Origin of the sequence: Exiguobacterium sp. N5 (assembly GCF_025842465.1) — a bacterium.
Taxonomy (GTDB): domain Bacteria; phylum Bacillota; class Bacilli; order Exiguobacteriales; family Exiguobacteriaceae; genus Exiguobacterium; species Exiguobacterium profundum.
This window is the reverse complement of record NZ_JAPAEP010000001.1, coordinates 1,761,247-1,787,783: the sequence shown is the minus strand read 5'-3', so window position 1 is coordinate 1,787,783 and position 26,537 is coordinate 1,761,247. Positions and strand designations below refer to the sequence as shown.

The window sequence follows — 26,537 nt, the reverse complement described above, 5'->3', positions numbered from 1 at the left end:
GAAATGGGATGCGTGCTTTAGTCATTGTATTATTAGTTGGCTTGATGACGATTGTGGGTTGTCAGCAGCTCCAGACAGAAGAGTCGAGTGAAGAGAACGTCGTTTACGAACAAAATGTGGATGAAACGATGATTGATAAACGTGCAGGACAGTCCGATGCAATCGCCGTTTCTCTTGAGCGAACGAATAACACGACGATGCTCTTCACGATTCGAATGCTCGAAAATCGTCGTCTTGATCCGACGACGGTCATGAGTTATGAGGTCGAAGGCGAACGCGTTGCGATTCCGTTTGGTGAACTGATTGCAGAGCGTGAAGAGGATATTCGGACGTATGAGTATCAGACGGACGTAGACCCGGATCTGTTCGTATCAGAGACACTTCCACTCTTCCATCTCGTTGAAGAAGGTGAATCGGAAATCACGATACCACTCGAAGTCATTAATTCGACAAATGGTGAATAAGAAACAGGCGATGTTGTCGAAAATCGCCTGTTTTTTTGTGGAGATAAGTCTATTCTATCCGATAAAAAGAGTAAGGAGAGAATGGAGGAATTTTGAGATGAAACAGAAATCAGAGTCGTTACAGACGCGCATTCTAGCATCAATGTTGGTCTTCGTCACGTTGCTCATCATTTTGTTTGGAGTAGTGCAATACTTCAGTACGAAGCATTCCGTACTCAGTACGTTACATGCGACGTTAATTGAAGATGGTGAACGGATTAGTGAATCATTGGATGTCGATGCCTATGCATCCTTCGTAACGAATCCGTCAAAAAATGAGCAGTATGAGCAGTTTCGTGAATATTTAGATGCATATCGTCAGCAAATTGGAGCGATGTATGTATACACGATCGCCACAGAGGGTGAGGAAGTTCGAATGATCGTGGACGGATTGAGCGAGGCGGATGCCGCAGAAATCGGGTCTCCGACTACAGCGATGACGTATGAAGGAGCAACGGCCGCATTCAAAGGAGAGACGGTCACGACAGATGTCATCGATGATCCGGAGTACGGGAAGTATGTGACGGTGCTCGTCCCGATTAAACAAGGGAACGAGGTAGTTGGGGTACTCGGAATTGATAAAGCTGCTACTGAGGTCTCCGCGATTACAGGAGATGTCTTAAAAGAGAGTTTAGTTCCAATCTTAATCGGTTTACTCGTGCTCCTTGTCGTTTCGGGAATCATCATCTGGCGTTATCTTGGCTGGAAATTGCGTCCACTTCAAGCGCTAGAACGTGTGGCCACATCCATTGCTGAAGGTGATTTGGCGACAGCGACGACTGCGGTTGAAGGTATTAAGTTAAAATCTAATGACGAAATCAAACGTCTGACGGTATCGATGGATAAGATGACACATATGTTAAAAGATTTGATTTCCGGCATTCAAACGTCGGCACAGACGGTACGGGATGAGAGTGGCAACGTTTCAGGTATCTCAGAAGAGGTAAATGATGCCTCTCGCCAAATTGCCTATACGATGGAAGAAATCGCAAGCGGTGTTGAGAATCAAAGTGTCTTGACGATGCGTCTTTACGGACATATGAATGAATTTTCGACACTTGTCGAGCAAACGACATCAGACGGAGAACAAGTGAGTGAGCAGGCGGAAGTCGTCAGTCGGGTGACGATGGATGGTCTACGTTACATGGAGAGTGCCGTCAATCAAATGACTCACATTCATGCGCAAGTGAAAACATCACAAGGACAAGTCCGCGACTTTGAACAACAAGCGGACGAGGTGACGGAACTGGTCACGATGATTCGTCAAATTTCACAACAGACAAACTTGCTTGCACTCAATGCAGCGATTGAAGCGGCTCGGGCCGGTGAACACGGAAAAGGGTTTGCCGTCGTCGCCTCGGAGATTCGGAAACTTTCGGATAGTGTCGCTGAGTCTGTCAGTGAAATTTCGGAAATCGTCGGAAGCGTCAAACAAAACTCGATTGCGCTCGGTCAAACCTTTACAGAGAGCATGACGGCTGCAGAGGAAGGGAAAGCGACACTTGAATCAACGAAGCGTGCGTTCACTGAAATCGAACAGAGCGTTCGTCACATGCAACAATTGACGAGTTCGATGCGTGGCCAACTCGATCGAGTGAAGACGAACCAGGACCACATTCAACATGGACTGTCTGAAATTGCTTCGATTTCAGAAGAAAGTACGGCCGGAAATGAGGAAGTGGCTGCTTCGACGGAACAGATGTCGGCGACGAGTGAGACGATGAATCGTCTCGTAAAAGATTTGTCGAGCACGGCAGAGGACATGCAACGAATGAGTCAACAGTTCAAGTTATAAACAGTCTCACTTCAGACAGACCTCTCGTGCGTCCGCTATAATGGGCGCAAGGGAGGTTTTTTCATGCAACAATTCTCTAGTGAACTGACACAGTTTCGGGGAAGTCATTATGACTTCGGACGATTTCAAGGAAAATATATTAAGCGCAGTCAATTGCTCGAAAATCGGACGGATCAGTGGAAACTACGCGTTCCGCGATTTGAGATTGATGCCACTGAGGCAAAGGCTGCCTTCGATGAATTTGCTCCAAAGATTTGGGAAGAGTTGATTGGGTTACAAGATGAGCTGAAGCTGTCGCTCAATGACACGTTACTTCATTTCGGACATTTTCGAGTCAACAATCCAATCAGCGGCTGTTCGATTTTGACGGGGGATAACTTTCTCGTTCGGAATTACGATTATCACCCGATGACGTATGACGGTCGATACAACGTCTTTCAACCGGATGACGGGTATGCGGTCATCGGACCGGTCTCTCGTGTCACCGGACGTATGGACGGAATGAATGAAAAAGGACTTGCCATGGGCTACAATTTCATCAATCGTCGTCGACCCGGGGACGGGTTTGTCTGTCAAATGATTGGACGAATCATTCTAGAAACATGTGCGACGGTGGAAGAAGCAGTCGATTTATTAAAAGAGATTCCGCATCGCGGGTCATTCACATACGTCGTCCATGACAAATCATCGAAAACACGTGTAATCGAGGCGACGCCTCGAGACATCCAAGTACGGGAATCGAATATCTGTACAAACCATTTTGAACTACTCCAACACGAGAATCGCTATCATCTTGATGATTCGACTCGTCGCATGATGGAAATCAAAGTCGTGCAACACTTGATTCAAGATGCGGAGAGCGCATTCCGTCTCATGAACGACACCGACAAGGGCGTCTTTTCAGAATTGTACAAGAGTTGGGCGGGAACGATTCATACGGCTGCTTATTTCCCTGAAACGCTCGAGACCTGGTTTGCGCTCGGTGGAGACCGTGACCCGGTCATCTTCGACTTCCAAAAATGGCTCGATGGGGAAGATTTCGATCTTCATGCACTTGACGGTGAATTGGCGACAGATATCGAGTTTGCGAATACGGTTCAACTTTGGCGCTGACGTTTGTCAGTGCTTTTTTTAGGAGAAACGGGAATACCCATTATAGGAGGGATGAAAGATGAAACGATTTGGAATCATACTCATCATGCTGACACTTGTTACACTACTCGGAGGTTGTGTTCCGGGTGACGGGACGTACACGACGGATCCGGCAGGTTTTTTCTGGGGTATTTGGCACGGATGGATTGCACCGATCTCACTCATTTTAGGATTATTCAATGATACGTATCGTGTGTATGAAGTGAACAATACCGGCTGGTTCTATGATTTAGGATTTTACATCGCTGTCATCAGTGGATTTGGTGGATTGACGTTGACGCGGAAAAGTCGAGGGTAATCTGGAGTGACCAAACGAGGTCACTCTTTTTAAAATCTGTTTTACCGTAAACGCTTGCATAAAAATATTTTTCATATTATGATTCAGGTGAAAATGATTTTAAGGAGGATTTATTCATGTCACGTCTCTTTGAACGAGCGCAACAATTCGGGAAATCGTTCATGTTGCCGATTGCTGTCTTACCGGCCGCTGGACTACTGTTAGGAATTGGGGGCGCCTTGTCTAACCCGAATACGGTGCAAGCGTACCCGTTCCTCGACATCGACTGGTTGCAACATCTATTCACCATTATGGCGGCTGCCGGTTCGATTGTATTCGCGAACTTGGCTGTGTTGTTTGCCATCGGTGTCGCTGTCGGACTCGCGAAGTCTGATAAAGGAACGGCCGGATTGGCAGCGATGCTTGGGTATTTGATTATGAATGCGACCATCAACGCAATGCTTCAGATTACTGGAGAGTTGATGGAAACGAACTTAGCGAGTGCCGGTCAAGGGATGGCGCTCGGAATTCAAACGCTTGAAACTGGTGTGTTCGGTGGGATCTTGATTGGGATTGTCACGGCGCTCTTGCATAACCGCTACAACAAGCAAGTGCTTCCACAGTTCCTCGGGTTCTTCAGCGGATCACGTTTTGTCCCAATCATCACGTCATTCGTTGCGATTGGTGTAGGGATTGGGCTCTACTTCATCTGGCCGACGGTGCAGAACGGGATTTTCTCGTTAGGTGGTCTCGTTGAAAAAACAGGATATATCGGAACATTTATTTATGGGTTCGTCCTTCGGATGCTTGGACCATTTGGATTGCACCATATCTTCTACATTCCGTTTTGGACCACTGGGCTCGGGGGCTCGATGGTCATTGACGGAACATTGATCGAAGGAACACAAAAGATTTTCTTCGCGCAGTTGGCTGACCCGAACACGACACAATTCTATGAAGGAACAGCACGATTTATGTCGGGTCGATTCATTACGATGATGTTTGGTCTTCTCGGTGCGGCGCTTGCCATGTATCACTGTGCAAAGCCGGAGCAAAAGAAAGTCGTGTTCGGGCTCTTGTTCTCGGCAGCACTCACCTCATTCTTGACGGGAATCACAGAGCCACTCGAATTCGCATTTTTGTTTGTCGCGCCGGTCCTCTATCTAGTACATGCTATCTTTGATGGACTTGCTTTTATGATGGCTCACATCTTTGAGATTACGATTGGTCAAACATTCTCTGGTGGGTTCATTGATTTTATCTTATTCGGGGTCTTACAAGGGAATGACAAGACGAACTGGATGCTCGTACCGGTCATCGGTGCCTTCTGGTTCTTGCTCTACTACGTAACGTTCCGTTTCCTCATCACAAAGTTCAATTTCATGACACCTGGACGATCGGATGAGACAGTAAAAACAGCAGACGTTGCGGCGTCGGATCGTACGTCAGCCATCATTGCGGCACTAGGTGGCGACGACAATATTGAGACGGTCGACTGCTGCGCGACACGCCTCCGCGTCACCGTCAACGACAATCAACATGTCCGTGAAGACTTGTTGAAAGAGACGGGCGCTCACGGGGTGGTTCAAAAAGGGAATGGAATTCAAGTAATCTACGGTCCTTCTGTTACAATTATTAAGAATGAAGTCCAAGAGGCGTTAGGCCGGGGCGAATAACGAATGTGTTGGAGGGAAGAACCGTGTGGGAGCAAATAAAACACGTGTATTCAGAAATGACGGGCAGTGAGAAAAAGATTGCGGATTATCTGATGGCGAACATGAATGAGGCAATCGAAATGAACATTACCGATTTAGCAAATGCGATTGCGACTTCACCAGGGACAATCACGCGGTTTTGCAAAAAAATCGGAGTGGGAAGTTATAGTTCACTGAAGCTCATGATGCAAAAGACGTTGACGGAAACGAATTTGCCCCAAACGACTTCGCTCGAACCGATGCAGCGGTCATACATTGAATTGATTCAGACGACCGCTCATTTAATTGATCAGGATGAACTACTTGCGATTTGTAAAGAGATTACATCGAGCCGATCCGTTCACTTATACGGATTAGGCAACGCCGGACTAGTGGCACAGGAAATGGAATACAGATTGAGACGGATGGGATTGTTGGCGACTACCGCTTTCGACAGTCACAGCATGGTCATGGACGCATCGATTGTCACGTCAGAAGACGTAGTCATTGCCTTTTCGAATAGTGGAGAAAGTCGAGAAGTCGTCCAGGCGATGCAACTCGCGAAAGAGTCGGGGTGTACGACAGTTGCATTCGTCGGTTATCAACATTCACCACTTGCTGAACTTGTCGACTATCGGTTGTTGACTGCCGGTGCCTCCGGTGAGGCATTCTTGATTAATACACAACTCCCACTTCTCTTCACAGCCGACGCGGTGACGAAGACATTGATGGAGACGAATGAAGCATTAAAAGCGCATTATCTACAAACACTTAAAGCGCTTGATCGTTTAAAAGAAAGAAGTGAATAACTATTATGATAACGTTACCGACTGGATTGATTGTTTCGTGCCAGGCTTTAGAAGGTGAACCGCTCCATAGTGAATTCATTATGGGACGGATGGCTATTGCGGCCGTTCAAGGTGGCGCCAAAGGAATTCGAGCCAATTCAGCGAGGGATATTCAAGAAATAAAAAAACACGTGACTGTTCCGATTATTGGTATCGTCAAACGTGACTATGAAGATAGTGACGTGTTCATCACAGCGACCATGAAAGAGATCGAGGAATTGATGGAAGTCGGTGTGGACGCCATCGCGCTCGACGCGACAAAGCGTCCTCGTCCGGGAAACCTGTCACTCCAAGAACTGGTTCACGCTATCCGCTCGATTTATCCGAATCAATTGTTGATGGCTGATTGCGCGACCCTCGAGGACTGCATTGAGGCGGATCGCCTTGGTTTCGACTATATCTCGACAACTTTGCACGGATATACAGACGAAACGAAAGGATCTCTTCTCTACCATGATGATTTCAAGTTTTTAAAAGATGTGTTAGATCACGTGACACAGCCGGTCGTGGCCGAGGGGAATATTTTGACACCTGAGATGGCAAAGCGTTGTATGGATTTAGGAACGCACGCGGTCGTTGTAGGGGGAGCCATCACCCGTCCGCATCAAATCACGGCACGATTCGATGCAGCGCTCACTTCGAGTGTGAAGAGTTCGCTGTAAGAATGAATCAATCAGGACGCTATTCAATACCTCACGACGCGATGGACGTCGTGAGGTATTTTTTATATATCGGTACAGGGAAAGACCAAACTGTTCGATATAATGAGTGTGGATGATTTTTAGCGTGGAGGTGCCATATGCACTCATATGAGTTTCAAATGTATCGGAATTTCGATGAGCTAGCGATTGACTTGATTGAGTTAGCAAAAGAAATAGTACCAGATAAACTAGTCTATCTCACGTCAATTGAGAATGACACCCAACATATACTCAAACTGTCCTCACAAGATTCTCCTATCCTACTTGAAGAAGGCATGTCCTTTGATTTGAAGGATACGGTATGTAATCGAATCGATTTCAATCAACGAGAAGTTTTGATGTATGAAGACATCGAATCGCAGATTGAATCGACGCGACTTCAGGCATTACTGCGCGAAGTGAACATCAAGTCGTATTTGGGAATCCCGATTCTGACGAAGAACGGGGATATTTTCGGTACGCTCTGTGTCGCCAATCATAAAAGCGCCCAGTACGATTCAAAAAGTGTCCGCTTGTTGAAGCGCGTGGTTCGTATGTTCAGTTACTATTTAGAACTCGAACGTCGTGCCTCACGGGATGAATTGACGGATCTTTATAACCGACATTACTTGAATAACTATTTTGAGACGAATCCGAATCAAGGTGGGGCACTGTTCTTGATTGATTTAGATGGGTTCAAATGGGTGAATGACACATTCGGTCATGATGAAGGGGACCTCGTCTTGAAAGAAGTGGCGCTTCGTCTGAGACGTTTGATGGAGCCGATACCTGATTCGAGAGTGTATCGTTTAGGTGGGGATGAATTTCTTATAAAAATCGCACATGCGTTATCAAAAGAGACTGTCATTGGGTATGCTGAACAAATCTTGTCTGTATTGAAAGAATGGGACGACCATCTCCCGTTATCAGCGAGCATCGGCATCGCTCAATATGATTCCGACGAACAGGCGGACCTCGGTCGATTGTTGAAAGAGGCAGACATTGCACTGTATCAATCTAAATCGAGCGGGAAGAACACGTACAAGTTTTATAAATAACGTCAGAAGGCTAAACCGATGGATTACGATTGGTTTAGCCTTCTGTTTTCGCATTCAGCACCAACGAACCGATTGGCGTGAAAGGATCGAATGAAAAACGGGTAGTGATTAAGAGTTCGGTTTGCATCCCGTAACGGCGACCGTATGATAATCACGGGAGTCCGGTCCACGTTGTACCGATACGTCCTTGAATCCGAGACTCACCGCTGCGGGGATAAATTGATTCCGAATCATATCGGAGATGTCGTTCCATTCGACATCACCTTTCCCGTCACAGTAGGTGATGACAAATGTGCCATTCGGTTTCAAGACGCGTTCGATTTCAGACAGAACGGTCGTGACATCTCTCCAGAAATATAGTGTGTGAACGCTGAACACGTGATTGACGGATGCGTCCATCATCTCAAATTGATGCAAATCTCCTTGAATCAACTTTGCCCGTTTTGTTTGCATCGAAGCATGATTACGCTGTCGTGCTGAATCGAGAATCGTCTTCGAACGGTCGAGACCCATGACATGTACGTCAGGATGTCGTTGAAGGATGGTCGCCATCGCATCGCCGGCCCCGCACCCGAGCTCTAGAACGGTTGTACCAGGTTGAATGTCTAACTGTTCAATCGTCCATTCGACTTCGACCCGGTGTTGGCGTACCATCTTTTCCCCGATATACTTTCCGACGGGACCCCTTGGATTCTCGTATTGACTGTCAATCCATTTCAGTAGCACTTGTGGTAACACATCATCACCTCACTTCGAAAGTAGCTCGATTGTAGCACATCGATGAGACAAAGGAGTCAACAACATGCGTTCATTTTGGATACTCGGCAACCAACTCTCGCACGAACTTGCGATGTTGAAGGATATGAAAGAAGATGACGTCATCGTCATGATTGAGGCGACATCACGCGCATCGTGGCGTCCGTACCATAAACAAAAGCTCGTCCTGATCTTCTCTGCGATGCGCCACTTTGCGGAAGAATTGCGTGATAAAGGATATACCGTAGATTACCACGAAGCGGATTCGTTCCAAGAGGCGTGGGACAACCATGTGAAACAGTACAATCCGGACGAAATTCATATCACCGCCGTCACGGACGAACCGATGGCGAAAAAACTGAAACAGTTCGGTAAGAAACATCACCTTGTCGAACATACGGATGTCCCGCTCTTCTACTTATCAAAAAAGGAAGCGACCGAGACGCTCGGAAATGAACCGTGGCGGATGGATCGTTTTTATCGTTACATGCGTAAGCGATTCGACGTATTACTCGAAGACGGGAAGCCTCGCGGTGGAAAATGGTCATTTGATACGGATAACCGAAAACCACCGAAAGAAGGACTATCGTTTCCATCTGCCATCCATTTCCGTCCAGATTCGATCACGAAAGACGTCATCGAAAAAGTCGAGTCAACGTTCTCGGAGCATCCAGGAGAGGTGACCCGGTTCCATTGGCCGGTCACACATCATGAGGCGAGACGTGCGCTAAAACGGTTCGTAGAAGAGCGTCTTGAGACGTTCGGCCCGTATCAAGATGCGATGATGACGGATGAACCCGAGATGTCGCACAGCCTGTTGTCAGCTGCCATCAATATCGGTCTACTGACACCGCGTGAAGTCGTTGATGCGGCATGTCAGGCGGATGCACCGCTATCGTCGATTGAAGGATTCGTCCGGCAAATCCTCGGTTGGCGGGAATATATGCGCGCCGTCTATCTCGCTGTCATGCCCGGTTATGAAGACGTGAACACGTTCAAGCATGAACGCGACTTACCGTCCTTCTTCTGGGATGCGAAGACGGATTTGAACTGTCTGCATCAAAGTTTGAAACCGGTCGTCGCGCATGCCCACAATCATCATATCCAGCGACTGATGGTGCTCGGAAACTATGCGACATTGTTCGAGATTTCACCGCAACAGACGAGCGACTGGTTCAACGAGATGTACATCGATGCCTATGACTGGGTCGTCTTACCGAACGTTCTTGGGATGGCCCTTCATGCGGACGGTGGAAAGCTCGCCACAAAACCGTATGTCGCTTCCGGAAAATATATCGACCGGATGAGTGACTACTGTCGGGATTGCGCATACAACCCGAAACATACGACAGAAGACGACGCCTGTCCGTTCAACGCCCTCTATTGGCGGTTCATCGATCGTCACGAGGAACGATTCTCGAACAACCAGCGGATGAAGATGATGGTCCGCAATTGGCAAGGACGGGATGATGATGTGAAATCCGATATCTTAGCGAAAGCCGAACAGACGTTGACCGATTCCCCGTGAATCGGTTTTTTTACGTTCTCTTCATGAAACTTTGCGATTTCTTTATCGTGTCTTTACAATCGTTCGTTACGATAGGAGCTGTGAGACCCCCTCACTCCAAGTGAATAGTTACCGGTAGAACCTTTGAGAGACCAACAGAAGCCCGTACGTCGATGACGTGTCGTTTCTGTTGGTCCTTTTTTGAAGAGAGGATGATTCAAGTGAATGAAGCGATTGCACGAATCGGACAAGAACGGATGATTGCCTCCATCAAAAGTCCAAAACAAATCGAGGCGTTTTTACGGACAGATGTGACGACGACGTTTCTCATGATGGGAACGCTCAGTACACTCGACCGCTATGTGGCGCACTTGAAGCGAGAGAATCGAACGGTCTTCCTCCACGCTGAGCGAATCAATGGCATCAGCCTCGACCGGGACGGGATCGATTACCTCGCCAAACGTGTCGGCGCCGATGGGATTGTCACGACGAAAGCATCCGTGCTCCAGCATGCGAAGCGAGCGGGGCTCTTGACGGTACAACGACTCTTTCTCGTCGACTCGGACGCGGTCACGAGCGGGCTCAAGCTCGCCGAGGCGCAACAACCGGATGCGATTGAACTCATGCCTGGTCTGATTCCGAGCGTCGTCGAGAAGATTTCCCGGGACGTCTCTTTTCCGATTGTGACAGGTGGCATGATTCGTCAACCGATTGACGTGCATCGCGCCCTCGATCATGGGGCATTCGCCGTATCGACCGGGGATGAACGACTTTGGCACGTACAAAGTCAGAAGGAGGAATTAGCATGAAATCGATACAACTACAACAACTGGCGAAATCATTCGGGGAGACGGAAGTCATTCGAGGGATTGACGTGACGATTGAAGCAGGAGAGTTCTTCGCACTCGTCGGTCCGTCCGGCTGCGGGAAGAGTACGATGCTTCGGATGATAGCCGGGCTCGAATCCATCACAAGCGGAACGCTTCGCATCGACGGAGTGGCAGCAAACGGGATGAAGCCGAGTGAGCGTCACTTGTCGATGGTGTTCCAAAACTATGCCCTTTACCCACATATGACGGTTGAGAAAAATATCACGTTCGGTCTACATACGAAAGGACTGACGAAGCTTGAACAGCGGGAGCGTTGCCTACAGGCGGCGGAGACACTCGGGCTCACCGATTACTTAAAACGGAAACCGCGCGAACTCTCCGGTGGTCAGCGACAGCGTGTCGCCTTGGCACGTGCCATCGTGACCGAGGCACCCATTTGCCTGATGGATGAGCCGCTTTCGAACTTGGATGCGAAACTACGGGCAAAGATGCGTTCAGAGATCCGTCAGTTACAGCGCAAACTCGGATTGACGATGATTTATGTCACCCACGACCAAGTCGAGGCGATGACGATGGCAGACCGCATCATGCTCCTCAATGAGGGGGAAGTGCAACAAGTCGGGAAGCCGCTCGACCTATACAATAAACCAGCGAATACATTCGTCGCTTCTTTCATCGGATCACCTCCGATGAATCTAGTCGACGTGACACGACAAGAAAAAGGCTGGATGGCATCAGACGGGCGAATGTTTGATCCGAACACATTGACGGAGATGTCACAGGCGACACTCGGTGTCCGTCCTGAGCAAATCAAGCCGGCGGATGAAGATGTGACGTTTTACGCAGAACTGAAGAATATTGAAGTGCTCGGGACCGAGACAATTCTCGCTTTTGACATCGGGGGGAATGAATGGTTGGCAAAATGGCCGGGGCAATGGCCGCTCACGGTCGGCGAAAAAGTGGCGTGTTATGTGGATCCGAAACAGATGTCGCTATTTGATACGAACGGACAGCGCATTGAGCCACGACAACCGAAACTGTTTGAGGCGTTGGAGGTGTTCCAATGACGGTCGCCTTACCGAGAGAGAAAGTCCGGACGCGGCTATCTGACGCAGCGAGCGGATTGTTGTACTTGTCTCCGTCTATCATCTTGTTTGGTGTCTTCCTCGTCTATCCACTGTTGCGAACGATTTATTTAAGCTTTTTCCGGACCGACACACAGGGGACACCACTCGACTTTGTCGGAGTCGGGCACTATAGCAATTTGTTCACGAGTGCGGCATTTTGGCAAAGCATTCAGGCGACAGTCGGATTCGTCCTTTTGACGGTCCCGCTCACGATTTTGATTGCGCTCGGTCTCGCACTCCTCGCCAATGAGAAACTGAAAGGGATCGGTATTTTTCGGACGGCGTTCTCGGCGACGATGGGGATGAGCGTCGCGGCGTCATCGGTCATTTGGATGTTCATGTATAATCCGTCGATCGGTATCTTCAACCGGTTTCTCGAGGCAGTGGGGGCAAGCGGTGTACAGTGGCTCCTCGATCCACAATATGCGCTCCTTTCCGTGTCACTTGCGACCGTTTGGATGAATATCGGCTTCACGTTCTTGATTCTACTCGGCGGTCTGCAGAACATCGATCGGACGTTGTATGAGAGTGCGGACATTGCCGGGACGAGTTATTGGACGCAACTTCGGGCCATCACCATCCCGATGTTGTCACCGACACTTTTCTTCGTCGGGATCATCTCGCTGATCAACGCCTTCCAGACGTTTGGACAGATTGATTTATTGACGAAAGGTGGACCGACGAATGCGACGAATGTCATCGTCTATGCCATCTACAAAGATGCGTTTATCAATTATAACGTCGGCAGTGCCAGTGCCCAGGCCGTGCTCTTATTCATCGCCGTCCTTCTGTTGACGTGGCTACAGTTCAAACTGGTCGAAAGGAAGGTGCATTACCAATGAGATTACGGAATATAGGCGTCTATGTCTTACTCATCTTGAGTGCCGTCGTCATGCTGTTTCCAATCGCCTATGCGTTTTCGATCAGTCTGATGGACGGGAAGGAAGTGCTCCAGGGACATCTCCTTCCACGTGAACCTTCATTGGAAAACTATGTGGCCGCGTTCGAACGCATCCCGATGATGACGTACCTGCTCAACAGTTTGATTGTCGCGCTCCTCGTGATGGTCGGACAGGTAGTATTATCGAGTCTTGCAGCATTCGCGTTCGTCTTCATCGACTTTAAAGGAAAAGGGCTCATCTTTATGCTCTTCCTGGCAACGATGATGGTGCCATGGGAAGCGACGATGGTCCCGAACTTTTTGACAATCCAGTCGCTCGGTTGGCTGAATAGTGTTTGGGGACTGTCTGTGCCGTTCTTCGCACTCGCATTCGGGACGTTTTTACTTCGGCAACAGTTCAAAACGATTCCGTATGAAATGTACGAGGCATCCCAAGTTGCCGGGATCAGTCGCTTCCGATTCTTTTGGAACGTCGTCTTGCCGGTCTCGAAGACACCGCTCGTCACATTGTCGGTGTATAGCTTTTTGACGACTTGGAATATGTACTTATGGCCGCTTCTCGTCACGAACACGGAACAGGCGCGGACGGTCCAAATCGGCATCAAACAGATGCAGTCGAACGAAGTCGCCTCGGATTGGGGCGTCGTCATGGCAGCAGTCATCTTGATTATCATTCCGACACTTGTATTGTTGTTCGCAGGACAAAAGCACTTGCAAGAAGGATTGACGCAAGGCGCTATCAAATAATAGGGGGATATGACAAATGAAAAAGTTAGGATTATTCGCAGGGTTGGCAAGTTCGGTGTTATTACTCGGGGCATGTGGCAGTGAAGAAGCGGCACCAGTCGCGGCGACGACAGAAGACGGAAAGACAGAGGTCGTCTTTTGGCATGCGATGAGTGGGGACTTGGAGACGGCTTTAAACAGTCAAGTCGACGCGTTCAACGCTTCGCAAGACGACTATGAAGTCAAACCGGTCTTCCAAGGAACATATGAGGAAGCGTTGACGAAATTCAATGCGGTCGCCGGTTCGGAAGACGCGCCAGCCATCATGCAGACGTTCGAGGTCGGGACGAAATACATGATCGATTCGAACAAAATCACACCAGTTCAAGAGTTCATCGACAAAGAGGATTTTGACACGAGCGTATGGGAAGAGAACATCTTGAGTTATTATCAGGTCGATGGGAAGCAATACTCGATGCCGTTCAACTCCTCGACACCGATCCTCATCTATAACAAAGAGGCGTTTGAAAAAGCAGGGCTCGATCCAGAGAAAGCACCACGCACATATGACGAGTTGAAAGAGGCGGCGAAGAAGTTGACAACGGACGGTCAGACCGGCTTCACGATGCTCAACTACGGTTGGTTCTTTGAACAGCTCTTGGCCGCACAAGGTGGACTGTATGTCGACAATGACAATGGACGAAGCGGAGACCCGACGAAAGCCGTGTTTGATGGCGAAGAAGGACAGAACGCGTTCAATCTCATCAAAGAGATGTACGATGAGAAGACATTCCTAAACGTCGGTCAAAACTGGGACGACATGCGCGCGGCATTCCAATCTGGAAAAGTTGCCATGTACCTTGATTCGTCAGCAGGAATCCGTACGGTAGCAGACAACGCGGACTTTGAAATCGGCGCATCGTACTTACCGGTACCGAATGAAGCGGAGCGTCAAGGCGTCGTCATCGGCGGGGCATCGCTCTGGATGGGTGATGGCATTGCCGAAGAGACGAAAGAAGGCGCATGGGAGTTCATGAAGTATGTCGCTTCAACGGAAGCGCAAGCACAGTGGCATGTTGACACAGGCTACTTCGCCATCAATCCGGAAGCATACAATGAACCGATCGTAAAAGAAATGTGGGCGAAATATCCACAACTGAAAGTGACGGTCGACCAACTCAGTGAGACGAAACCATCACCGGCGACACAAGGAGCGCTCATCTCGACGTTCCCGCAATCACGTCAAAGTGTCGTCAACGCGATGGAAAGTTTGTATCAAGGGGTGTCGGTCGAAGAAGCATTGAAGCGTGCGGCCGATGAGACGACTTCCACCTTGGGGCAGTGACATGTTGATTTACGCACATCGCGGCTATAGCGCCAATTACCCGGAAAATACATTGTCCGCGTTCGAGGCAGCTCTTCCCTATGTGGACGGAATCGAGCTGGACGTACAGCTATCGAAGGACGGGCGTCTCGTCGTCATTCATGACGAAACCGTCGACCGGACGACAAATGGAACGGGATGGGTGAAAGACATGACGCTTCAGGAGTTGCGCCAGTTGAAGATTGACGGCTATGAACGCATCCCAACGTTAGAAGAGGTGCTCGGACTGATTGAACGAAGCAACGTCACCCTGAACATCGAATTGAAGACGGATCAATATGCGTATCCAGGGATTGAACGTCTCGCTTGGTTTGCTGTCAACGAGTTTGAACTCGGTGACCGTGTCGTGTTCTCCTCATTCAATCGTGAAACGCTCGTCCGAATGCGAGATGCGGCACCAGTCGCCCGGCTTGCAGTGTTGACACTCACGGGTGAGTCGGACACCGTCTCGTTCGCTGAAACGATTCGGGCCGAGGCGATTCACGCCCAGCCTGCATTTATCGGTTCGAAAGCATGGGATCAGATACAACAGACGACGCTCGAGACACGGCTCTACACGATCAACGACGTGAAGGACCTTCCCCCGATAACGGTTTCGGCCATCATGACAGATGAGGTTGAACGGTTTACAAAATGAGTAGACTAAACCCCGCTCCTGAGAAGGAGCGGGGTTCATTCATGTCATGATCGGTTCTGGTGTGTCATAGGTTGAGATGACAACTTGATTACGCCCTTCGTTTTTCGCTTGATAGAGCGCCGAATCAGCGAGATCTACCATCCGCTTGATGGGGAGCGAGGTCCCGTGTGCGACCCCGACGGACGTCGTGATTTGAATCGGTGGAAAATCGTTCAAGTGGAATAGTTCAGCAGCAATCCGTTCTCGTATCCGGTTGGCCACTTTGTCTACCTTCTCTGGCGTCAAGTCGTACATCAAGATGACGAATTCTTCGCCACCGATTCGTGCGACAGTGTCATGGGCACGCGTCTCGACTTTTAAGATGTTGGCGAACTGTTGTAAGACGAGATCACCGTTTCCGTGACCATATGTATCGTTCACATGTTTAAAATGATCGATATCGAGCGCGAGTACATTGTACGTCCGATTCTCTTGACCGATGGAAGCCGTATATCGATCCCACACACGTCGATTGTATAGACCGGTCAAATGGTCTCGTTCAGACGACTGTTTGTACTCGATGGCACGGCGGGTCGTTTGTTCTAGGTCGATGGTGAGGATGCTCGAGAGTAGACCGACGAGCATGCCAATCATCCAAATGGACAAGACGAGGGATACATAGGCTGTGCTCCAACCCATATTGATATAGACGGCAATCGAAATAATGAAGAGCGCCCATACGTTCAAAAAGATACTCTGTAAGAAGAGTCGCTCCCGAAGCAGCCGATGAATCCAGAGCATCCCGATGCTGACGATGAACGTCGCGATAAATGCAATCATGGCCTGCTCGGTCATTCCGAACAAGAATCGTGTACTGGCGATGACAAGTGTCGCAATGAATAAAGGAAAACGAGCACCATAAAAAGCAAGCAACACGAGCGGTAAGTGACGTAAATCCACACGGACCATATCGTTAGCTTCTACGGCGTTATACATCAAAAACAGACCGAGTGCACCGGCGAGTATTCCAATCACAGAACTACGAAGACGGTACGAATTAAAAAGCGAAGAATGATAAATCTTCGAGATGATATAAAATCCGGTGAATGCGACACAAGCATTGAGCAACAAGACGGTGAGCGTCATTCCTTCACGACCTTTTTCATAGACTATACATTAACGGTAGCAGTCTTCAAATAATTGTCAATCTGAAGGTGTGTAAATGTTCATTATCTTTTCACGCTTTCTTCTTTGTTCCTCGAAACGCAAAAAACATAGCGATGCCAATTCCAATGCCGAGCCACCAATTATCGAGGGTGAGCCCGAAAACGACGGCGAATACGACCGCGACGGGAATCGATAAGTAGCCACGTTGTTTCATCTTCATTTCCTCCTCTCTTCGACACTTCTTTATTCCCAAAACGAATGCGCTTCATTCTTGAATCGAAACAAATTAAAAAACGTTCGACCGATTAAATCAGTCGAACGAAACCGAATGTTTAGGTGATGATTGCAATGAACAACTCTGTCTGGTGTGGAGCTCGATCGTAAAGGTGGTGCCTTCCCCGTATACCGAGTCCGCATGAATTCCCCAACCATGGGCTTCAGCGATTCGTTTACAGATTCGTAGACCGAGACCGGTTCCTTTGATCGATTGGTGGGCAGCGGATTCGACACGGTAATATTCATCAAATACGTATGGAAGTGCTTCTTCCGGAATCCCGATGCCGGTATCGGATACAGATAAGATGATTGTGCCAGCACATTCAAATACTCTCGTATGGACCGTACCGCCGTCAGGAGAGTACTTGATGGCGTTACCAATGAGGTTATGGAGCAATTGCCGTAACTTTTCTTCATCTGCTTGAATCGAGACATCATTCGTTTCAAATGTCACTGTATGAAGCGGGGAGGTCGTCTGATAGCTCGACATGACATCCTCTAAAAGAGGACGGAGTGCGAACGTCGTCACGGTCAGTTGGTCAGCCGTGTAGCGCTCTTTTTGATAATCGAGGAAATTATCGACGAGCCGCTCCAGCCGTTCCGATTCTTGTTTGACTTGTGTTAGCATCTGATACGACTTTTCCGAACCTTGATGGCGTGTCATGAGTAACTCCGTATAGCCATGGATGGCAGTCAATGGCGTGCGGAAATCATGAGACAGTTCGGCAAGGAAACTGTCTTTACGTTCTTCAAAGCGGACAGCTTCTGTTTGGTCGCGCCACATGATGAAAACGCCACGTGGTGTGCGCGTGAAGTTGAAAATCAAATGTAGCGTCTTGTCATTAAAGCGCAGACGACGTGAGGTCATCCTTGGATCCGTTTCAGTCGCACATTCGAGCAATTCCTGGATGAGGTGCATGACTTGTGCGGAATCCGCCCCATGCTGTTCCAACGTGGCATATAAATAACGAGTCAATGTTTCCAATGTGTCAAAAGATTGTGTTGTCATCGAAGGGCACCATTGCCGAAGAGAATCATTCGAATACAGACGACATCTTGAGAAATCGATATAACACATCGCATCCTGTACTTCTTCCACGATGGAAGCGATGGAGAACGTGTGGCGTTGCTGTTTTTGACGAGCGGAGCGTTTCTGCCTAATCCTATGGAATCGGCGCATGGACCTACCTCCTCGCGAACATTTGTACATGCATTCACAATAAGTATACGACATTCGAGAAGGAATCCCTATACAGGCAATAGTCCTAGCAGAAACGTATCGAAATCGGGACGGATACAAAACACCTCTCCGCTGATAGAACAGAGAGGTGTCGGTCATTCGGTCACTTTTACTTGTCCCATCATCCCATTTTCTTCATGCTCGAGGATGTGGCAATGATACATAAATGTGCCGGTTTTCGTGAAGGTGATTTCAATCTTTACTCGTTCATCTGGAGCGACGGCTACCGTATCTTTCCACCCTTTTTCCTGATCGGATGGTGGGTTGCCGTCTCGACTAATGACTCGGAACTGGACGCCGTGGATGTGGAAGGGATGTGTCATCCCACCCATCATATCTGGTTTATTTTCAATTTCCCATACCTTGGTGTCTCCGCGTTTCGCTTCGATGTCGATACGCTCCGGATCATAGGTCTTTCCGTTGATTGAAACCATGTTACCCATTCCAAAAAGGGTGAGCCGTCGATCTGCCGTCTTATCTGTCGAGCGCTCCATCGTCTCGGTCACCGGAATCTTAATGGACGCCTTGTCGAGTTCACCGACACGAAACGTAGTGAATGTCACTCCGTCCGCTTTTAAGGCGGCGACATCTTCAACTTGTGAAAAATCTATCAGCACTTCGGCCCGTTCACCTGGTGTCAACGTGATGGTTCTTAAGGGAATCGGGCGCTCTAACGGTCCTCCGTCTGTCGCAATCTGCGTCATCTCGGCCTCGTTAGATAACGTAAAATCAAAATCGCGCGCATTCGAACCGTTGACTAGTCGCACACGTAACGTCTCGGTTTGAACGTCGAACGTCGTGTTGATGGCTCCATTCGCAAGAATTGTATCCCCGGTCGTTCCGTCAACGTTCATATGGGCATCATAATCTAACCCACCGTTAGGAGTGAAGCGTCGATCTTGTACAATGAGCGGGATGTCGTCGACTCCATATTCATTCGGGAGACCATTCGGTGTATCGTTAGTCACATAAAGAAGACCGGCAAGCCCTTTATAAACTTGTTCAGCTGTCGAACCCATCGGATGGGGGTGAAACCACAGCGTACTAGGTTCTTGGTCGATGTCGAGTCGAACTTGTGCCCGTTCACCTGGTGCGACGGTCTGATGAGGTCCCCCGTCCATGTCGGCAGGAATGACGAGTCCGTGCCAGTGGAACGTTGTCGGTTCATCCAATCGATTGATGGTATCGATTACGACTGTTTTTCCTTTCGGTAACTCGATCATTGGTCCGAGTAAGTCTCCATTATAACCGAATGTTTCCGATTTCTTGCCGTCTTTGAAAAATTGTGACGTGCCTTTAGTTGCTTCCACCGTATAGTAGACCGTGTCTTCCGTGACACGATCTGGCTGTAAGGCGGTCGGAATCGGAAGCGGCTGTGTCGGTTCATCCGATGCTTGGAGCTCTTGCCTCGCTCCGTGTCCCATCTGACCCGTTGCCGAATCGTTTCCCATCATATGATTTTGGTCCATATTGTTGTTATGGTTCCATGTCCCGTTGAAGAGGACGACTAGTAAAACGAAGATGCCCCCAATTAAAATCCCCGTCAACAGAAACCACATTCCTTTCGATTTCATTCTATAACACTCCTTCATTGTTCAGTCCTCACTTTGTTGTACCACCTAATTGTGAAAGAAACATGAAAGTCCAAATCTGTTTAATTATATACCATATGGGGGTATACAATTCGTGTAAAGGAGAGGATGAATGATGGAACATGCACACGATCAACATCATGAATATCATAAGGGAAGTCACGAGTCTCATCATGGCGGACACGGACACGAGCATATGATTGATGATTTCAAACGACGTTTCTTCATATCGCTCGGACTGATGATTCCGATTTTATTGTTATCGGACATGATTCAAGAATGGCTGCGGTTTGAACTCGATTTTCCGCTTGAAAAGACAATCTTATTTGTATTGGCGACGATTGTATATGTATACGGCGGATGGCCGTTCTTAAAAGGAAGTGTGGAAGAGCTACGAGAGCGTAGCCCGGGCATGATGATGCTCATTGGCTTGGCGATTAGCGTCGCTTACTTTTATAGCGCAGCTGTCGTCTTTGGATACGGAAGTGGGCATGACTTCTTTTGGGAACTCGCTTCACTGATTGTGATCATGCTACTCGGTCACTGGATTGAGATGCGTTCGGTCATGGGGGCATCAAATGCGTTAGAACAACTCGTACAACTGCTCCCGAACGAGGCGCATCGCATCAATGGGGAAGAAACGGAAGACGTTCCCATCTCTGAACTGAAGGAAGGAGACCGAATCCTCGTCAAACCGGGGGAGCAGGTACCCGTGGACGGGAAAATCATCAAAGGACGAACGACCATCGACGAGTCGATGTTGACCGGCGAATCGGTACCGGTCGAAAAAACAGAAGGTGAAGATGTCATTGCGGGTTCGATCAACCAAGAAGGGAGCTTGACGATTGAAACGATTGGTACGGGAGAAAGAACGTACTTGTCAAAAGTGATTGAATTGGTGAGTGAGGCACAAAAATCGAAGTCACGGGCTCAAAATTTGGCGAATCGGGCGGCAAAATATTTGTTCTATATCGCAATTGCCGCTGGAGTCATCACGTTCACGGTTTGGTTCATGCTCGGATATTCGGTCGGGACGGCGGTTGAACGGATGGTAACGGTCATGGTCATCTCATGTCCCCATGCACTTGGACTGGCGACACCTCTTGTTGTCGCTGTTTCGACAGCATTATCGGCGAAACAAGGTCTTCTCATCCGCAATCGGACTCAATTTGAAGAGGCGCGTCGACTCGATGCCGTCATTTTCGATAAGACCGGTACGCTGACGGAAGGGAATTTCGGAGTCACAGACATACAGGCGAGCTCGTCTTATAAGGAAGAAGACGTGTTGCAACTCGCAGGAGCAGTTGAGCGTGAGTCGCAACATCCTCTCGCGCAAGGGATTTTAAGAGAAGCCGAGAGACGGGAATTGAAACTGGCGGCTGTCGACGACTTCGGTTCGATGACAGGTGTCGGATTGGAAGGAACGGTTGACGGTGCGCGTGTTCAAGTCGTCAGTCCGCGACATATCCGCGATCAACACATTCAAATTGATGAGGAGACGTTTGCACGACTCTCGGAAGAAGGAAAGACCGTCGTCTTTGTTTTGAAAGACGGAGAATGGGTCGGGATGATTGCGATGGCCGATCTGGTGAGGGAAGAAGCGAAGGAGACCGTCGAGGCACTTCATGAAAAAGGCATTCGCTCGATCATGTTGACGGGTGACAACGAGAAGGTCGCGCATTGGGTCGCGGGTCAGCTCGGTATCGATGACGTGTATGCCGAAGTATTACCGGACGACAAGGCAAACCAAGTGAAAGACGTCCAAAAAGATGGCAGCAAAGTAGCGATGGTCGGAGATGGAATCAATGATGCACCTGCCTTAGCACAAGCGGATGTCGGCATCGCAATCGGGAGCGGGACAGACGTTGCCGTCGAAACGGCAGATATTGTCCTCGTCCGCAGTAATCCGAAAGATGTCCTATCGATTTTGGAGCTTTCACAGAACACGTATCGTAAGATGATTCAAAACTTGTGGTGGGCAGCCGGGTATAACATCGTCGCCATCCCGCTTGCTGCAGGCGTGCTGGCTCCGATTGGAATCATCTTGTCCCCAGCCATCGGTGCCGTCTTGATGAGTATAAGCACAGTTATTGTCGCAATCAATGCTCGACTTTTGAAGATTTAACATTTCTTTCACCTTTAGTCAGTATGCTAGATGGGATGCTAATGATGGAGGGATCGAGATGAAACGAACGTTAATGCTATCACTATTCCTGACTCCACTGCTCCTGTCGGCGTGTGGAACAGAAGACGCACCGTCGGACACGAGTCAATCCGAGAATGTGACGACAACTACAAAAGACGAGTGGCAACGTGTGGGATCCGATGAAACGGTCTCCCACATCCACGGAGCTGGATTTTGGCAAGACGACGAACGTCTTGTCATCGCGACGCATGCCGGATTGATGGAATATCGAGAAGATGGTTGGTATACGCTGCCGACAAATCGCCATGACTACATGGGATTTGAAGTCGTCGAGGATGGATTTTATGCGAGCGGTCACCCCGATCGTCGGACAGATTTCAAAAATCCACTTGGGGTCATGCATGGAAAAAATCATGGGGCGGTACTCGAGAGTCGGTCGCTTGAAGGCGAGGCAGATTTCCACTATATGAGTGCCGGTTATGCCACAGGTACACTCTACGTTTATTTGGAGGAAGCGACCTCGGAGCTAGAGCCGGGATTTTATCGTTCCATCGATGGTGGGAAATCATTTGAACCGATGCAGGTACAAGGGATAGAGGAAGCGCAAGTGGCAGGAATCGTCGCCGATGCGACGGATGCGGAGCGCGTCTTCTTGTACGGGCCGTCCGGCATCCTCGTTTCGAATGACTCTGGAGATTCGTTCGAGCCACTTGTTGAAGCAGAACAAGTTGTCACGGTCGGAGCGGATGAGGGGCAGCTGGCATACGTACGACAGACAGATGGTTCTTTCGAAGGGGTTCGTTTCAACTTAGACGATGAGTCGACAGAGACGTTCAATCTTCCAGAGCTTCAAGCGGACGTTGTGCCAATCGAATTGGCAGTCAACGAGGAGCGCATGTTGCTTGTCACATCGGATAACAGCGTATATGAGTTTACAGACGGGGAATGGGAGATGCGCCTCGACAAAGGTGAGCTCAATTGATTAAAAGACGCCTTTCCATTATAGGATAGGCGTCTTTTTGTCGAGTGGAATCGTGACGGTGAAAGAAGTGCCCGATACATCAGACGTGACTGTCAATTCTCCACCGTGACGGTTGACGATTTGGTCAGCGATGGCGAGTCCGAGGCCGCTCCCGCCAGTCTGTCGGGACCGTGATTTTTCCACACGATACAGGCGGTCAAAAATGTGCGGTAAATCTTCTTCGGGAATGCCTTTCCCATTGTCTGTAATGGTCAGGATCAGGTGAGTGTCCGTGACATTTGAACGCAGGGAGACATGTGAGGCCTCACTATGCTCAATCGCATTATGGGCGATTGAGCGGAAGACTTGGAGCATCCGGTGCCGATCCAATGTAAGAGCGATGTCTTGTTGTCCCGCGTTCGACGAAGCATCGAAGCGAATCGTCGTCATCCGGAACATTGTATCGAGCATTCGACGTAAGTCCGCACAAAACGTTGTGACGGTCACTTCTTCTCGATGCAATAAGAACGTGTTCTCATCGAGCTGTGCCAGTTGAAACGCATTTTCGACGAGTTCTGTGAGCGACCGGCTTTCATCTAAGATTGTCTGAATCGATTGCTTGCGTAACGATTCGGGCGTACTTTCTTTCGAAGCGATTTCGGCGTAACCCCTCAAGTACGTGAGAGGGGTCTTGATTTCATGCGATAGGTCGGATAAGAACTGACGACGTTCCCGCCGTAGTCTGGATAGTTCCACTGACATCGATTCGATGGCACGCGCTAATTCACCGATTTCGTCGACACGATTGGTCGGTAACTGTAAATCGTCTGGGTTTGTCAATACATTCTCCGTTGCTTGTTTTAATGATTGGATCGGTTTTGAAATCAATCGACTCAAGAGGATGAACGTCAAGACGGTCGTCACGAGCGCGATCGCTGTGATATATAGGAATCGCCACTGGAGCCGATGGCTAATTCCATGAATGATTTCAGTCGGTAAAAACATATAGACGTATCCATACCGTCTGTCGGTATCATCTGTGATTGGCGTACGAACGATCAAATACGGTTCGTTTTCCCAGTCGTTCTCTAGGACAGTCGTGTCGTCGAAGGAGCCAGTTTGTTTTTTCGAATCGACTGTATCGGCAAGGACTTGGGGAAAGAAGCGTGAAGTCTGAAGAAGATGATGCGTGGGATCAGTGATGGCGACTTTCGTATCGGTCTCACTTTCCATAGTCGCTACATGATCAATCGTCTCTTCGGAAAAATTCATTGCTAATACGCTCGCATGGCTCTCGGCCCGAGATTCAAGGCGATTGATTTCTTCTACAACACGTTCACCGAGAAGCGTGTGATAGAGGAGAAGAAACAACACACCTTCAATCAATAGGGTGGATAGAAGAAAGACGAGGCTGATGCGAAACGGTAGACTGTTACGACCTCGCTTCATCCGGAACGCTCCTCGGTCCATCGATAGCCACGTCCCCATACCGTCTTTAAATAATCATCAATCGGGAATCCTGCATCGCCTAACTTTTCTCGAATCATACGAATATGCGCATCAACGGTGCGTGGGTCGGATTCTGCAGAATAGGGCCAGACAAGGTCAAACAAATCTAGTCGGTTGAAGAGGCGATTCGGGTGCTGAAGGAACAATTTTAAGATGGCCGTCGCTTTTGGTGTGAGGACAATCTCTTGTTCTTCATACAAAACGCGTCCGCTCTCCTCATCGTAACGTAGTGGTCCGTATTGGATGTTGACGACACGGGTCCGGCGCAAGACGGCACGAATACGAGCGAGGAGCACGTTCCCATCGAACGGTTTGGTGACGTAATCATCCGCTCCAGCATCTAATCCTTGGATGGTCGTCTCATTGTCTGAACGTGCCGTCAACAAGACGACAGGTAATGCCGGATCCATCGTCTTTAACTGACGACAAAGTGAGATCCCATCTACTTCTGGCATCATAATATCTAAAAGGACGAGATCCGGTCGCTCTTCGATTTTGTCGAGTGCGGAACGGGCATCGCTCGCCTCGATGCAAAAGTAGCCGTCACTTTCAAGAAACAAACGAATCAAATGTCTCATTTTTTCTTCATCGTCTACGATGAGAATCTTCATCTTGCATTCCTCCTTCCTCTTATTATTATCGTTCCGTGTGCTTTGCGTGATTTCCTTCCATGGCGAAAAGAGTCTGTAGTTGTTCACGTGCGCGTTCGACGTCTCGACAGTAAATGACGGGTACTCTCGCGTCAATCGGTCGATCCGTGACGATGGCTACTGCACCATTTCGGATGGCGGCCCTCACTAAATCGACGCCACGTTCATTGATTGGGCGCTTGCATATATATAAAAACATTTTATTTATTTTTTCTGGTGTCGTTCCGATTCCGCGAATTGTTATTTCTTCCGGGTGATCGAGATAGGACCAAGATAAAACAGAATCAAGTGTTGCCAGTACGTCACGCAATGTCCGCTCTTGCATCATCGTTCTCCTTCCTTGCATGAACTCAATTTCACTAGTGTACCCGATGTTTGTGAAAAAGAAGTGAAAAGCGTTAAGAGTACGATTAGACGGAGAAATAGGCGGGTTTGAGTATAGAACAAGTAGGAAAAAGAGTTTTTATACGCACAATAAGAAAGGATGAATAAGATGAAACAGTACGGTAAATTTGGAATCATGATTGCGGTCTCGACATTCATTATGTATTGGCTCATGTATTTGAACGTGTTTCAGTTCAATCATATCTTCTTTAGTCAGACGAGGTTGTACATGGCACTCATCATGGGATCGGTCATGGCGTTCGTCATGCTTCTCTTCATGTGGGGGATGTATAAGAACAAAACAGTTAACTTTATCATCCTAGGGGTCAGTGCTCTCGTCTTCAGTGCCTCGCTTTGGCTCGTACGTAGCCAGACGACCGTCGATGATGTCAGTTGGATGAAAGCGATGATCCCTCACCACTCGATTGCCATTTTGACAAGTGAACGCGCTGAAATTGAAGACCCACGCGTGAAAGAATTGTCTGAAGAAATCATCAAGGCACAGCGCCGTGAAATTGAAGAGATGAAGCGATTGATTGAAGATTTAGAGGATGAAGAGGAGAACGCCGAGGAAAATCGTGAGTAACAGACATGCACAGTCGAAAACGGCTGTGCATTTTTTGTATGTTGAAAAGGAAAAATAAAGAAAGTAAGTTATAATTTGTTTTCCTTTATTTGAAATATAAATGACATATTTGTCGGTTCGTTTTGGTGGTAAAATTTTTTCAGTTAGATAATATAAAAAATAAAAATTTAAA

Annotated in this window: 26 protein-coding genes; 18 read left to right on the top strand and 8 right to left on the bottom strand. The window is 48.5% G+C overall.

Annotated features, from left to right (window positions below):
- Positions 1-8 precede the first annotated feature (8 nt).
- The 8 genes from OKS35_RS09205 to OKS35_RS09170 all read left to right on the top strand — a co-directional run bounded on the left by OKS35_RS09205 (position 9) and on the right by OKS35_RS09170 (position 8,007).
- Complete coding sequence (locus OKS35_RS09205; protein ID WP_074035755.1) at positions 9-464, top strand: hypothetical protein; 456 nt, start codon at positions 9-11, stop codon at positions 462-464.
- 97 nt (positions 465-561) lie between these two features.
- Positions 562-2,298, top strand: a complete 1,737-nt coding sequence (locus tag OKS35_RS09200; protein WP_196431261.1) for a methyl-accepting chemotaxis protein — start codon at positions 562-564, stop codon at positions 2,296-2,298.
- Between the two features lie 63 nt (positions 2,299-2,361).
- The gene (locus tag OKS35_RS09195; protein ID WP_196431260.1) at positions 2,362-3,411 is read left to right on the top strand and encodes a C45 family autoproteolytic acyltransferase/hydolase; all 1,050 of its coding nucleotides are present in this window, start codon (positions 2,362-2,364) and stop codon (positions 3,409-3,411) included.
- A gap of 58 nt (positions 3,412-3,469) precedes the next feature.
- Complete coding sequence (locus OKS35_RS09190; protein WP_012727334.1) at positions 3,470-3,748, top strand: hypothetical protein; 279 nt, start codon at positions 3,470-3,472, stop codon at positions 3,746-3,748.
- A 116-nt stretch (positions 3,749-3,864) separates the two neighbouring features.
- Positions 3,865-5,403 carry a maltose/glucose-specific PTS transporter subunit IIC gene (locus OKS35_RS09185; RefSeq protein WP_159562958.1) on the top strand — a complete coding sequence of 513 codons (1,539 nt, stop codon included), beginning with the start codon at positions 3,865-3,867 and terminating at the stop codon, positions 5,401-5,403.
- 23 nt (positions 5,404-5,426) lie between these two features.
- Complete coding sequence (locus OKS35_RS09180; protein ID WP_012727332.1) at positions 5,427-6,230, top strand: MurR/RpiR family transcriptional regulator; 804 nt, start codon at positions 5,427-5,429, stop codon at positions 6,228-6,230.
- 5 nt (positions 6,231-6,235) lie between these two features.
- Entirely contained in the window at positions 6,236-6,931 is a 696-nt protein-coding gene (locus OKS35_RS09175) for an N-acetylmannosamine-6-phosphate 2-epimerase (RefSeq protein ID WP_196431257.1), read from the top strand.
- Between the two features lie 137 nt (positions 6,932-7,068).
- A complete protein-coding gene (locus OKS35_RS09170) occupies positions 7,069-8,007 on the top strand; it encodes a sensor domain-containing diguanylate cyclase (protein ID WP_214736527.1) in 939 nt (312 codons plus the stop codon).
- A gap of 108 nt (positions 8,008-8,115) precedes the next feature.
- On the opposite strand, the gene OKS35_RS09165 is transcribed toward OKS35_RS09170, so the two are convergent.
- Positions 8,116-8,745: a class I SAM-dependent methyltransferase gene (locus tag OKS35_RS09165; protein WP_159562956.1), complete on the bottom strand. Its 630-nt coding sequence runs from the start codon at positions 8,743-8,745 to the stop codon at positions 8,116-8,118.
- 64 nt (positions 8,746-8,809) lie between these two features.
- Here OKS35_RS09165 and OKS35_RS09160 point away from each other — a divergent pair, with 64 nt between their 5' ends.
- The 7 genes from OKS35_RS09160 to OKS35_RS09130 all read left to right on the top strand — a co-directional run bounded on the left by OKS35_RS09160 (position 8,810) and on the right by OKS35_RS09130 (position 15,875).
- Positions 8,810-10,291, top strand: coding sequence for a cryptochrome/photolyase family protein (locus OKS35_RS09160; RefSeq protein WP_215243630.1), 1,482 nt, complete (start codon positions 8,810-8,812; stop codon positions 10,289-10,291).
- A 191-nt stretch (positions 10,292-10,482) separates the two neighbouring features.
- Positions 10,483-11,079, top strand: coding sequence for a glycerol-3-phosphate responsive antiterminator (locus OKS35_RS09155; RefSeq protein ID WP_074035768.1), 597 nt, complete (start codon positions 10,483-10,485; stop codon positions 11,077-11,079).
- Complete coding sequence (locus OKS35_RS09150) at positions 11,076-12,167, top strand: ABC transporter ATP-binding protein (protein WP_159562953.1); 1,092 nt, start codon at positions 11,076-11,078, stop codon at positions 12,165-12,167. The genes OKS35_RS09155 and OKS35_RS09150 overlap by 4 nt, the downstream gene beginning before the upstream one ends.
- Positions 12,164-13,069: a carbohydrate ABC transporter permease gene (locus OKS35_RS09145; protein WP_214690443.1), complete on the top strand. Its 906-nt coding sequence runs from the start codon at positions 12,164-12,166 to the stop codon at positions 13,067-13,069. Before OKS35_RS09150 ends, OKS35_RS09145 begins: the two co-directional genes overlap by 4 nt.
- Positions 13,066-13,875 (top strand): carbohydrate ABC transporter permease, encoded by an 810-nt coding sequence (locus OKS35_RS09140; protein ID WP_215243631.1) that lies wholly within the window; start codon positions 13,066-13,068, stop codon positions 13,873-13,875. Before OKS35_RS09145 ends, OKS35_RS09140 begins: the two co-directional genes overlap by 4 nt.
- Before the next feature lie 16 nt (positions 13,876-13,891).
- Entirely contained in the window at positions 13,892-15,199 is a 1,308-nt protein-coding gene (locus tag OKS35_RS09135; RefSeq protein ID WP_074035774.1) for an ABC transporter substrate-binding protein, read from the top strand.
- Positions 15,171-15,875: a glycerophosphodiester phosphodiesterase gene (locus OKS35_RS09130; RefSeq protein WP_260563619.1), complete on the top strand. Its 705-nt coding sequence runs from the start codon at positions 15,171-15,173 to the stop codon at positions 15,873-15,875. Before OKS35_RS09135 ends, OKS35_RS09130 begins: the two co-directional genes overlap by 29 nt.
- A gap of 39 nt (positions 15,876-15,914) precedes the next feature.
- On the opposite strand, the gene OKS35_RS09125 is transcribed toward OKS35_RS09130, so the two are convergent.
- The 4 genes from OKS35_RS09125 to OKS35_RS09110 form a co-directional block, all read right to left on the bottom strand.
- Positions 15,915-17,000, bottom strand: a complete 1,086-nt coding sequence (locus OKS35_RS09125; RefSeq protein WP_196431250.1) for a GGDEF domain-containing protein — start codon at positions 16,998-17,000, stop codon at positions 15,915-15,917.
- Positions 17,001-17,091: 91 nt separating this feature from the next.
- Positions 17,092-17,235, bottom strand: coding sequence for a hypothetical protein (locus OKS35_RS09120; RefSeq protein WP_026825140.1), 144 nt, complete (start codon positions 17,233-17,235; stop codon positions 17,092-17,094).
- A gap of 96 nt (positions 17,236-17,331) precedes the next feature.
- Positions 17,332-18,477: a sensor histidine kinase gene (locus tag OKS35_RS09115; protein WP_215243633.1), complete on the bottom strand. Its 1,146-nt coding sequence runs from the start codon at positions 18,475-18,477 to the stop codon at positions 17,332-17,334.
- A 155-nt stretch (positions 18,478-18,632) separates the two neighbouring features.
- Positions 18,633-20,111, bottom strand: a complete 1,479-nt coding sequence (locus OKS35_RS09110; protein WP_251125265.1) for a multicopper oxidase family protein — start codon at positions 20,109-20,111, stop codon at positions 18,633-18,635.
- A gap of 130 nt (positions 20,112-20,241) precedes the next feature.
- Here OKS35_RS09110 and OKS35_RS09105 point away from each other — a divergent pair, with 130 nt between their 5' ends.
- Together OKS35_RS09105 and OKS35_RS09100 are read left to right on the top strand one after the other, a co-directional pair.
- Positions 20,242-22,254 (top strand): heavy metal translocating P-type ATPase, encoded by a 2,013-nt coding sequence (locus tag OKS35_RS09105; protein ID WP_215243634.1) that lies wholly within the window; start codon positions 20,242-20,244, stop codon positions 22,252-22,254.
- A 58-nt stretch (positions 22,255-22,312) separates the two neighbouring features.
- Positions 22,313-23,257, top strand: a complete 945-nt coding sequence (locus OKS35_RS09100; protein ID WP_214690446.1) for a F510_1955 family glycosylhydrolase — start codon at positions 22,313-22,315, stop codon at positions 23,255-23,257.
- Positions 23,258-23,275: 18 nt separating this feature from the next.
- Here OKS35_RS09100 and OKS35_RS09095 read toward each other — a convergent pair whose 3' ends face one another.
- Genes OKS35_RS09095 through OKS35_RS09085 form a run of 3 tightly spaced genes read right to left on the bottom strand, consistent with a single transcriptional unit; the run spans position 23,276 to position 25,723 of the window.
- The gene (locus tag OKS35_RS09095; RefSeq protein ID WP_215243635.1) at positions 23,276-24,685 is read right to left on the bottom strand and encodes a sensor histidine kinase; all 1,410 of its coding nucleotides are present in this window, start codon (positions 24,683-24,685) and stop codon (positions 23,276-23,278) included.
- Positions 24,682-25,356, bottom strand: a complete 675-nt coding sequence (locus OKS35_RS09090; RefSeq protein ID WP_012727305.1) for a response regulator transcription factor — start codon at positions 25,354-25,356, stop codon at positions 24,682-24,684. Before OKS35_RS09090 ends, OKS35_RS09095 begins: the two co-directional genes overlap by 4 nt.
- A gap of 25 nt (positions 25,357-25,381) precedes the next feature.
- The gene (locus tag OKS35_RS09085; RefSeq protein ID WP_264092923.1) at positions 25,382-25,723 is read right to left on the bottom strand and encodes a hypothetical protein; all 342 of its coding nucleotides are present in this window, start codon (positions 25,721-25,723) and stop codon (positions 25,382-25,384) included.
- 165 nt (positions 25,724-25,888) lie between these two features.
- Here OKS35_RS09085 and OKS35_RS09080 point away from each other — a divergent pair, with 165 nt between their 5' ends.
- On the top strand, positions 25,889-26,365 hold the full coding sequence (locus OKS35_RS09080) for a DUF305 domain-containing protein (protein ID WP_074035791.1): 477 nt from the start codon (positions 25,889-25,891) through the stop codon (positions 26,363-26,365).
- The last annotated feature ends 172 nt before the right edge of the window (positions 26,366-26,537 follow it).

Excerpts from the sequence above, each read along its gene's own strand:
- OKS35_RS09205 (WP_074035755.1), top strand. The coding sequence starts at position 9 with ATGCGTGCTTTAGTCATTGTATTATTAGTTGGCTTGATGACGATTGTG.
- OKS35_RS09200 (WP_196431261.1), top strand. The coding sequence starts at position 562 with ATGAAACAGAAATCAGAGTCGTTACAGACGCGCATTCTAGCATCAATG.
- OKS35_RS09195 (WP_196431260.1), top strand. The coding sequence starts at position 2,362 with ATGCAACAATTCTCTAGTGAACTGACACAGTTTCGGGGAAGTCATTAT.
- OKS35_RS09190 (WP_012727334.1), top strand. The coding sequence starts at position 3,470 with ATGAAACGATTTGGAATCATACTCATCATGCTGACACTTGTTACACTA.
- OKS35_RS09185 (WP_159562958.1), top strand. The coding sequence starts at position 3,865 with ATGTCACGTCTCTTTGAACGAGCGCAACAATTCGGGAAATCGTTCATG.
- OKS35_RS09175 (WP_196431257.1), top strand. The coding sequence starts at position 6,236 with ATGATAACGTTACCGACTGGATTGATTGTTTCGTGCCAGGCTTTAGAA.
- OKS35_RS09170 (WP_214736527.1), top strand. The coding sequence starts at position 7,069 with ATGCACTCATATGAGTTTCAAATGTATCGGAATTTCGATGAGCTAGCG.
- OKS35_RS09160 (WP_215243630.1), top strand. The coding sequence starts at position 8,810 with ATGCGTTCATTTTGGATACTCGGCAACCAACTCTCGCACGAACTTGCG.
- OKS35_RS09155 (WP_074035768.1), top strand. The coding sequence starts at position 10,483 with ATGATTCAAGTGAATGAAGCGATTGCACGAATCGGACAAGAACGGATG.
- OKS35_RS09150 (WP_159562953.1), top strand. The coding sequence starts at position 11,076 with ATGAAATCGATACAACTACAACAACTGGCGAAATCATTCGGGGAGACG.
- OKS35_RS09145 (WP_214690443.1), top strand. The coding sequence starts at position 12,164 with ATGACGGTCGCCTTACCGAGAGAGAAAGTCCGGACGCGGCTATCTGAC.
- OKS35_RS09140 (WP_215243631.1), top strand. The coding sequence starts at position 13,066 with ATGAGATTACGGAATATAGGCGTCTATGTCTTACTCATCTTGAGTGCC.
- OKS35_RS09135 (WP_074035774.1), top strand. The coding sequence starts at position 13,892 with ATGAAAAAGTTAGGATTATTCGCAGGGTTGGCAAGTTCGGTGTTATTA.
- OKS35_RS09130 (WP_260563619.1), top strand. The coding sequence starts at position 15,171 with ATGAGACGACTTCCACCTTGGGGCAGTGACATGTTGATTTACGCACAT.
- OKS35_RS09125 (WP_196431250.1), bottom strand. The coding sequence starts at position 17,000 with ATGACGCTCACCGTCTTGTTGCTCAATGCTTGTGTCGCATTCACCGGA.
- OKS35_RS09120 (WP_026825140.1), bottom strand. The coding sequence starts at position 17,235 with ATGAAACAACGTGGCTACTTATCGATTCCCGTCGCGGTCGTATTCGCC.
- OKS35_RS09115 (WP_215243633.1), bottom strand. The coding sequence starts at position 18,477 with ATGCGCCGATTCCATAGGATTAGGCAGAAACGCTCCGCTCGTCAAAAA.
- OKS35_RS09110 (WP_251125265.1), bottom strand. The coding sequence starts at position 20,111 with ATGAAATCGAAAGGAATGTGGTTTCTGTTGACGGGGATTTTAATTGGG.
- OKS35_RS09105 (WP_215243634.1), top strand. The coding sequence starts at position 20,242 with ATGATGGAACATGCACACGATCAACATCATGAATATCATAAGGGAAGT.
- OKS35_RS09100 (WP_214690446.1), top strand. The coding sequence starts at position 22,313 with ATGAAACGAACGTTAATGCTATCACTATTCCTGACTCCACTGCTCCTG.
- OKS35_RS09095 (WP_215243635.1), bottom strand. The coding sequence starts at position 24,685 with ATGAAGCGAGGTCGTAACAGTCTACCGTTTCGCATCAGCCTCGTCTTT.
- OKS35_RS09090 (WP_012727305.1), bottom strand. The coding sequence starts at position 25,356 with ATGAAGATTCTCATCGTAGACGATGAAGAAAAAATGAGACATTTGATT.
- OKS35_RS09085 (WP_264092923.1), bottom strand. The coding sequence starts at position 25,723 with ATGATGCAAGAGCGGACATTGCGTGACGTACTGGCAACACTTGATTCT.
- OKS35_RS09080 (WP_074035791.1), top strand. The coding sequence starts at position 25,889 with ATGAAACAGTACGGTAAATTTGGAATCATGATTGCGGTCTCGACATTC.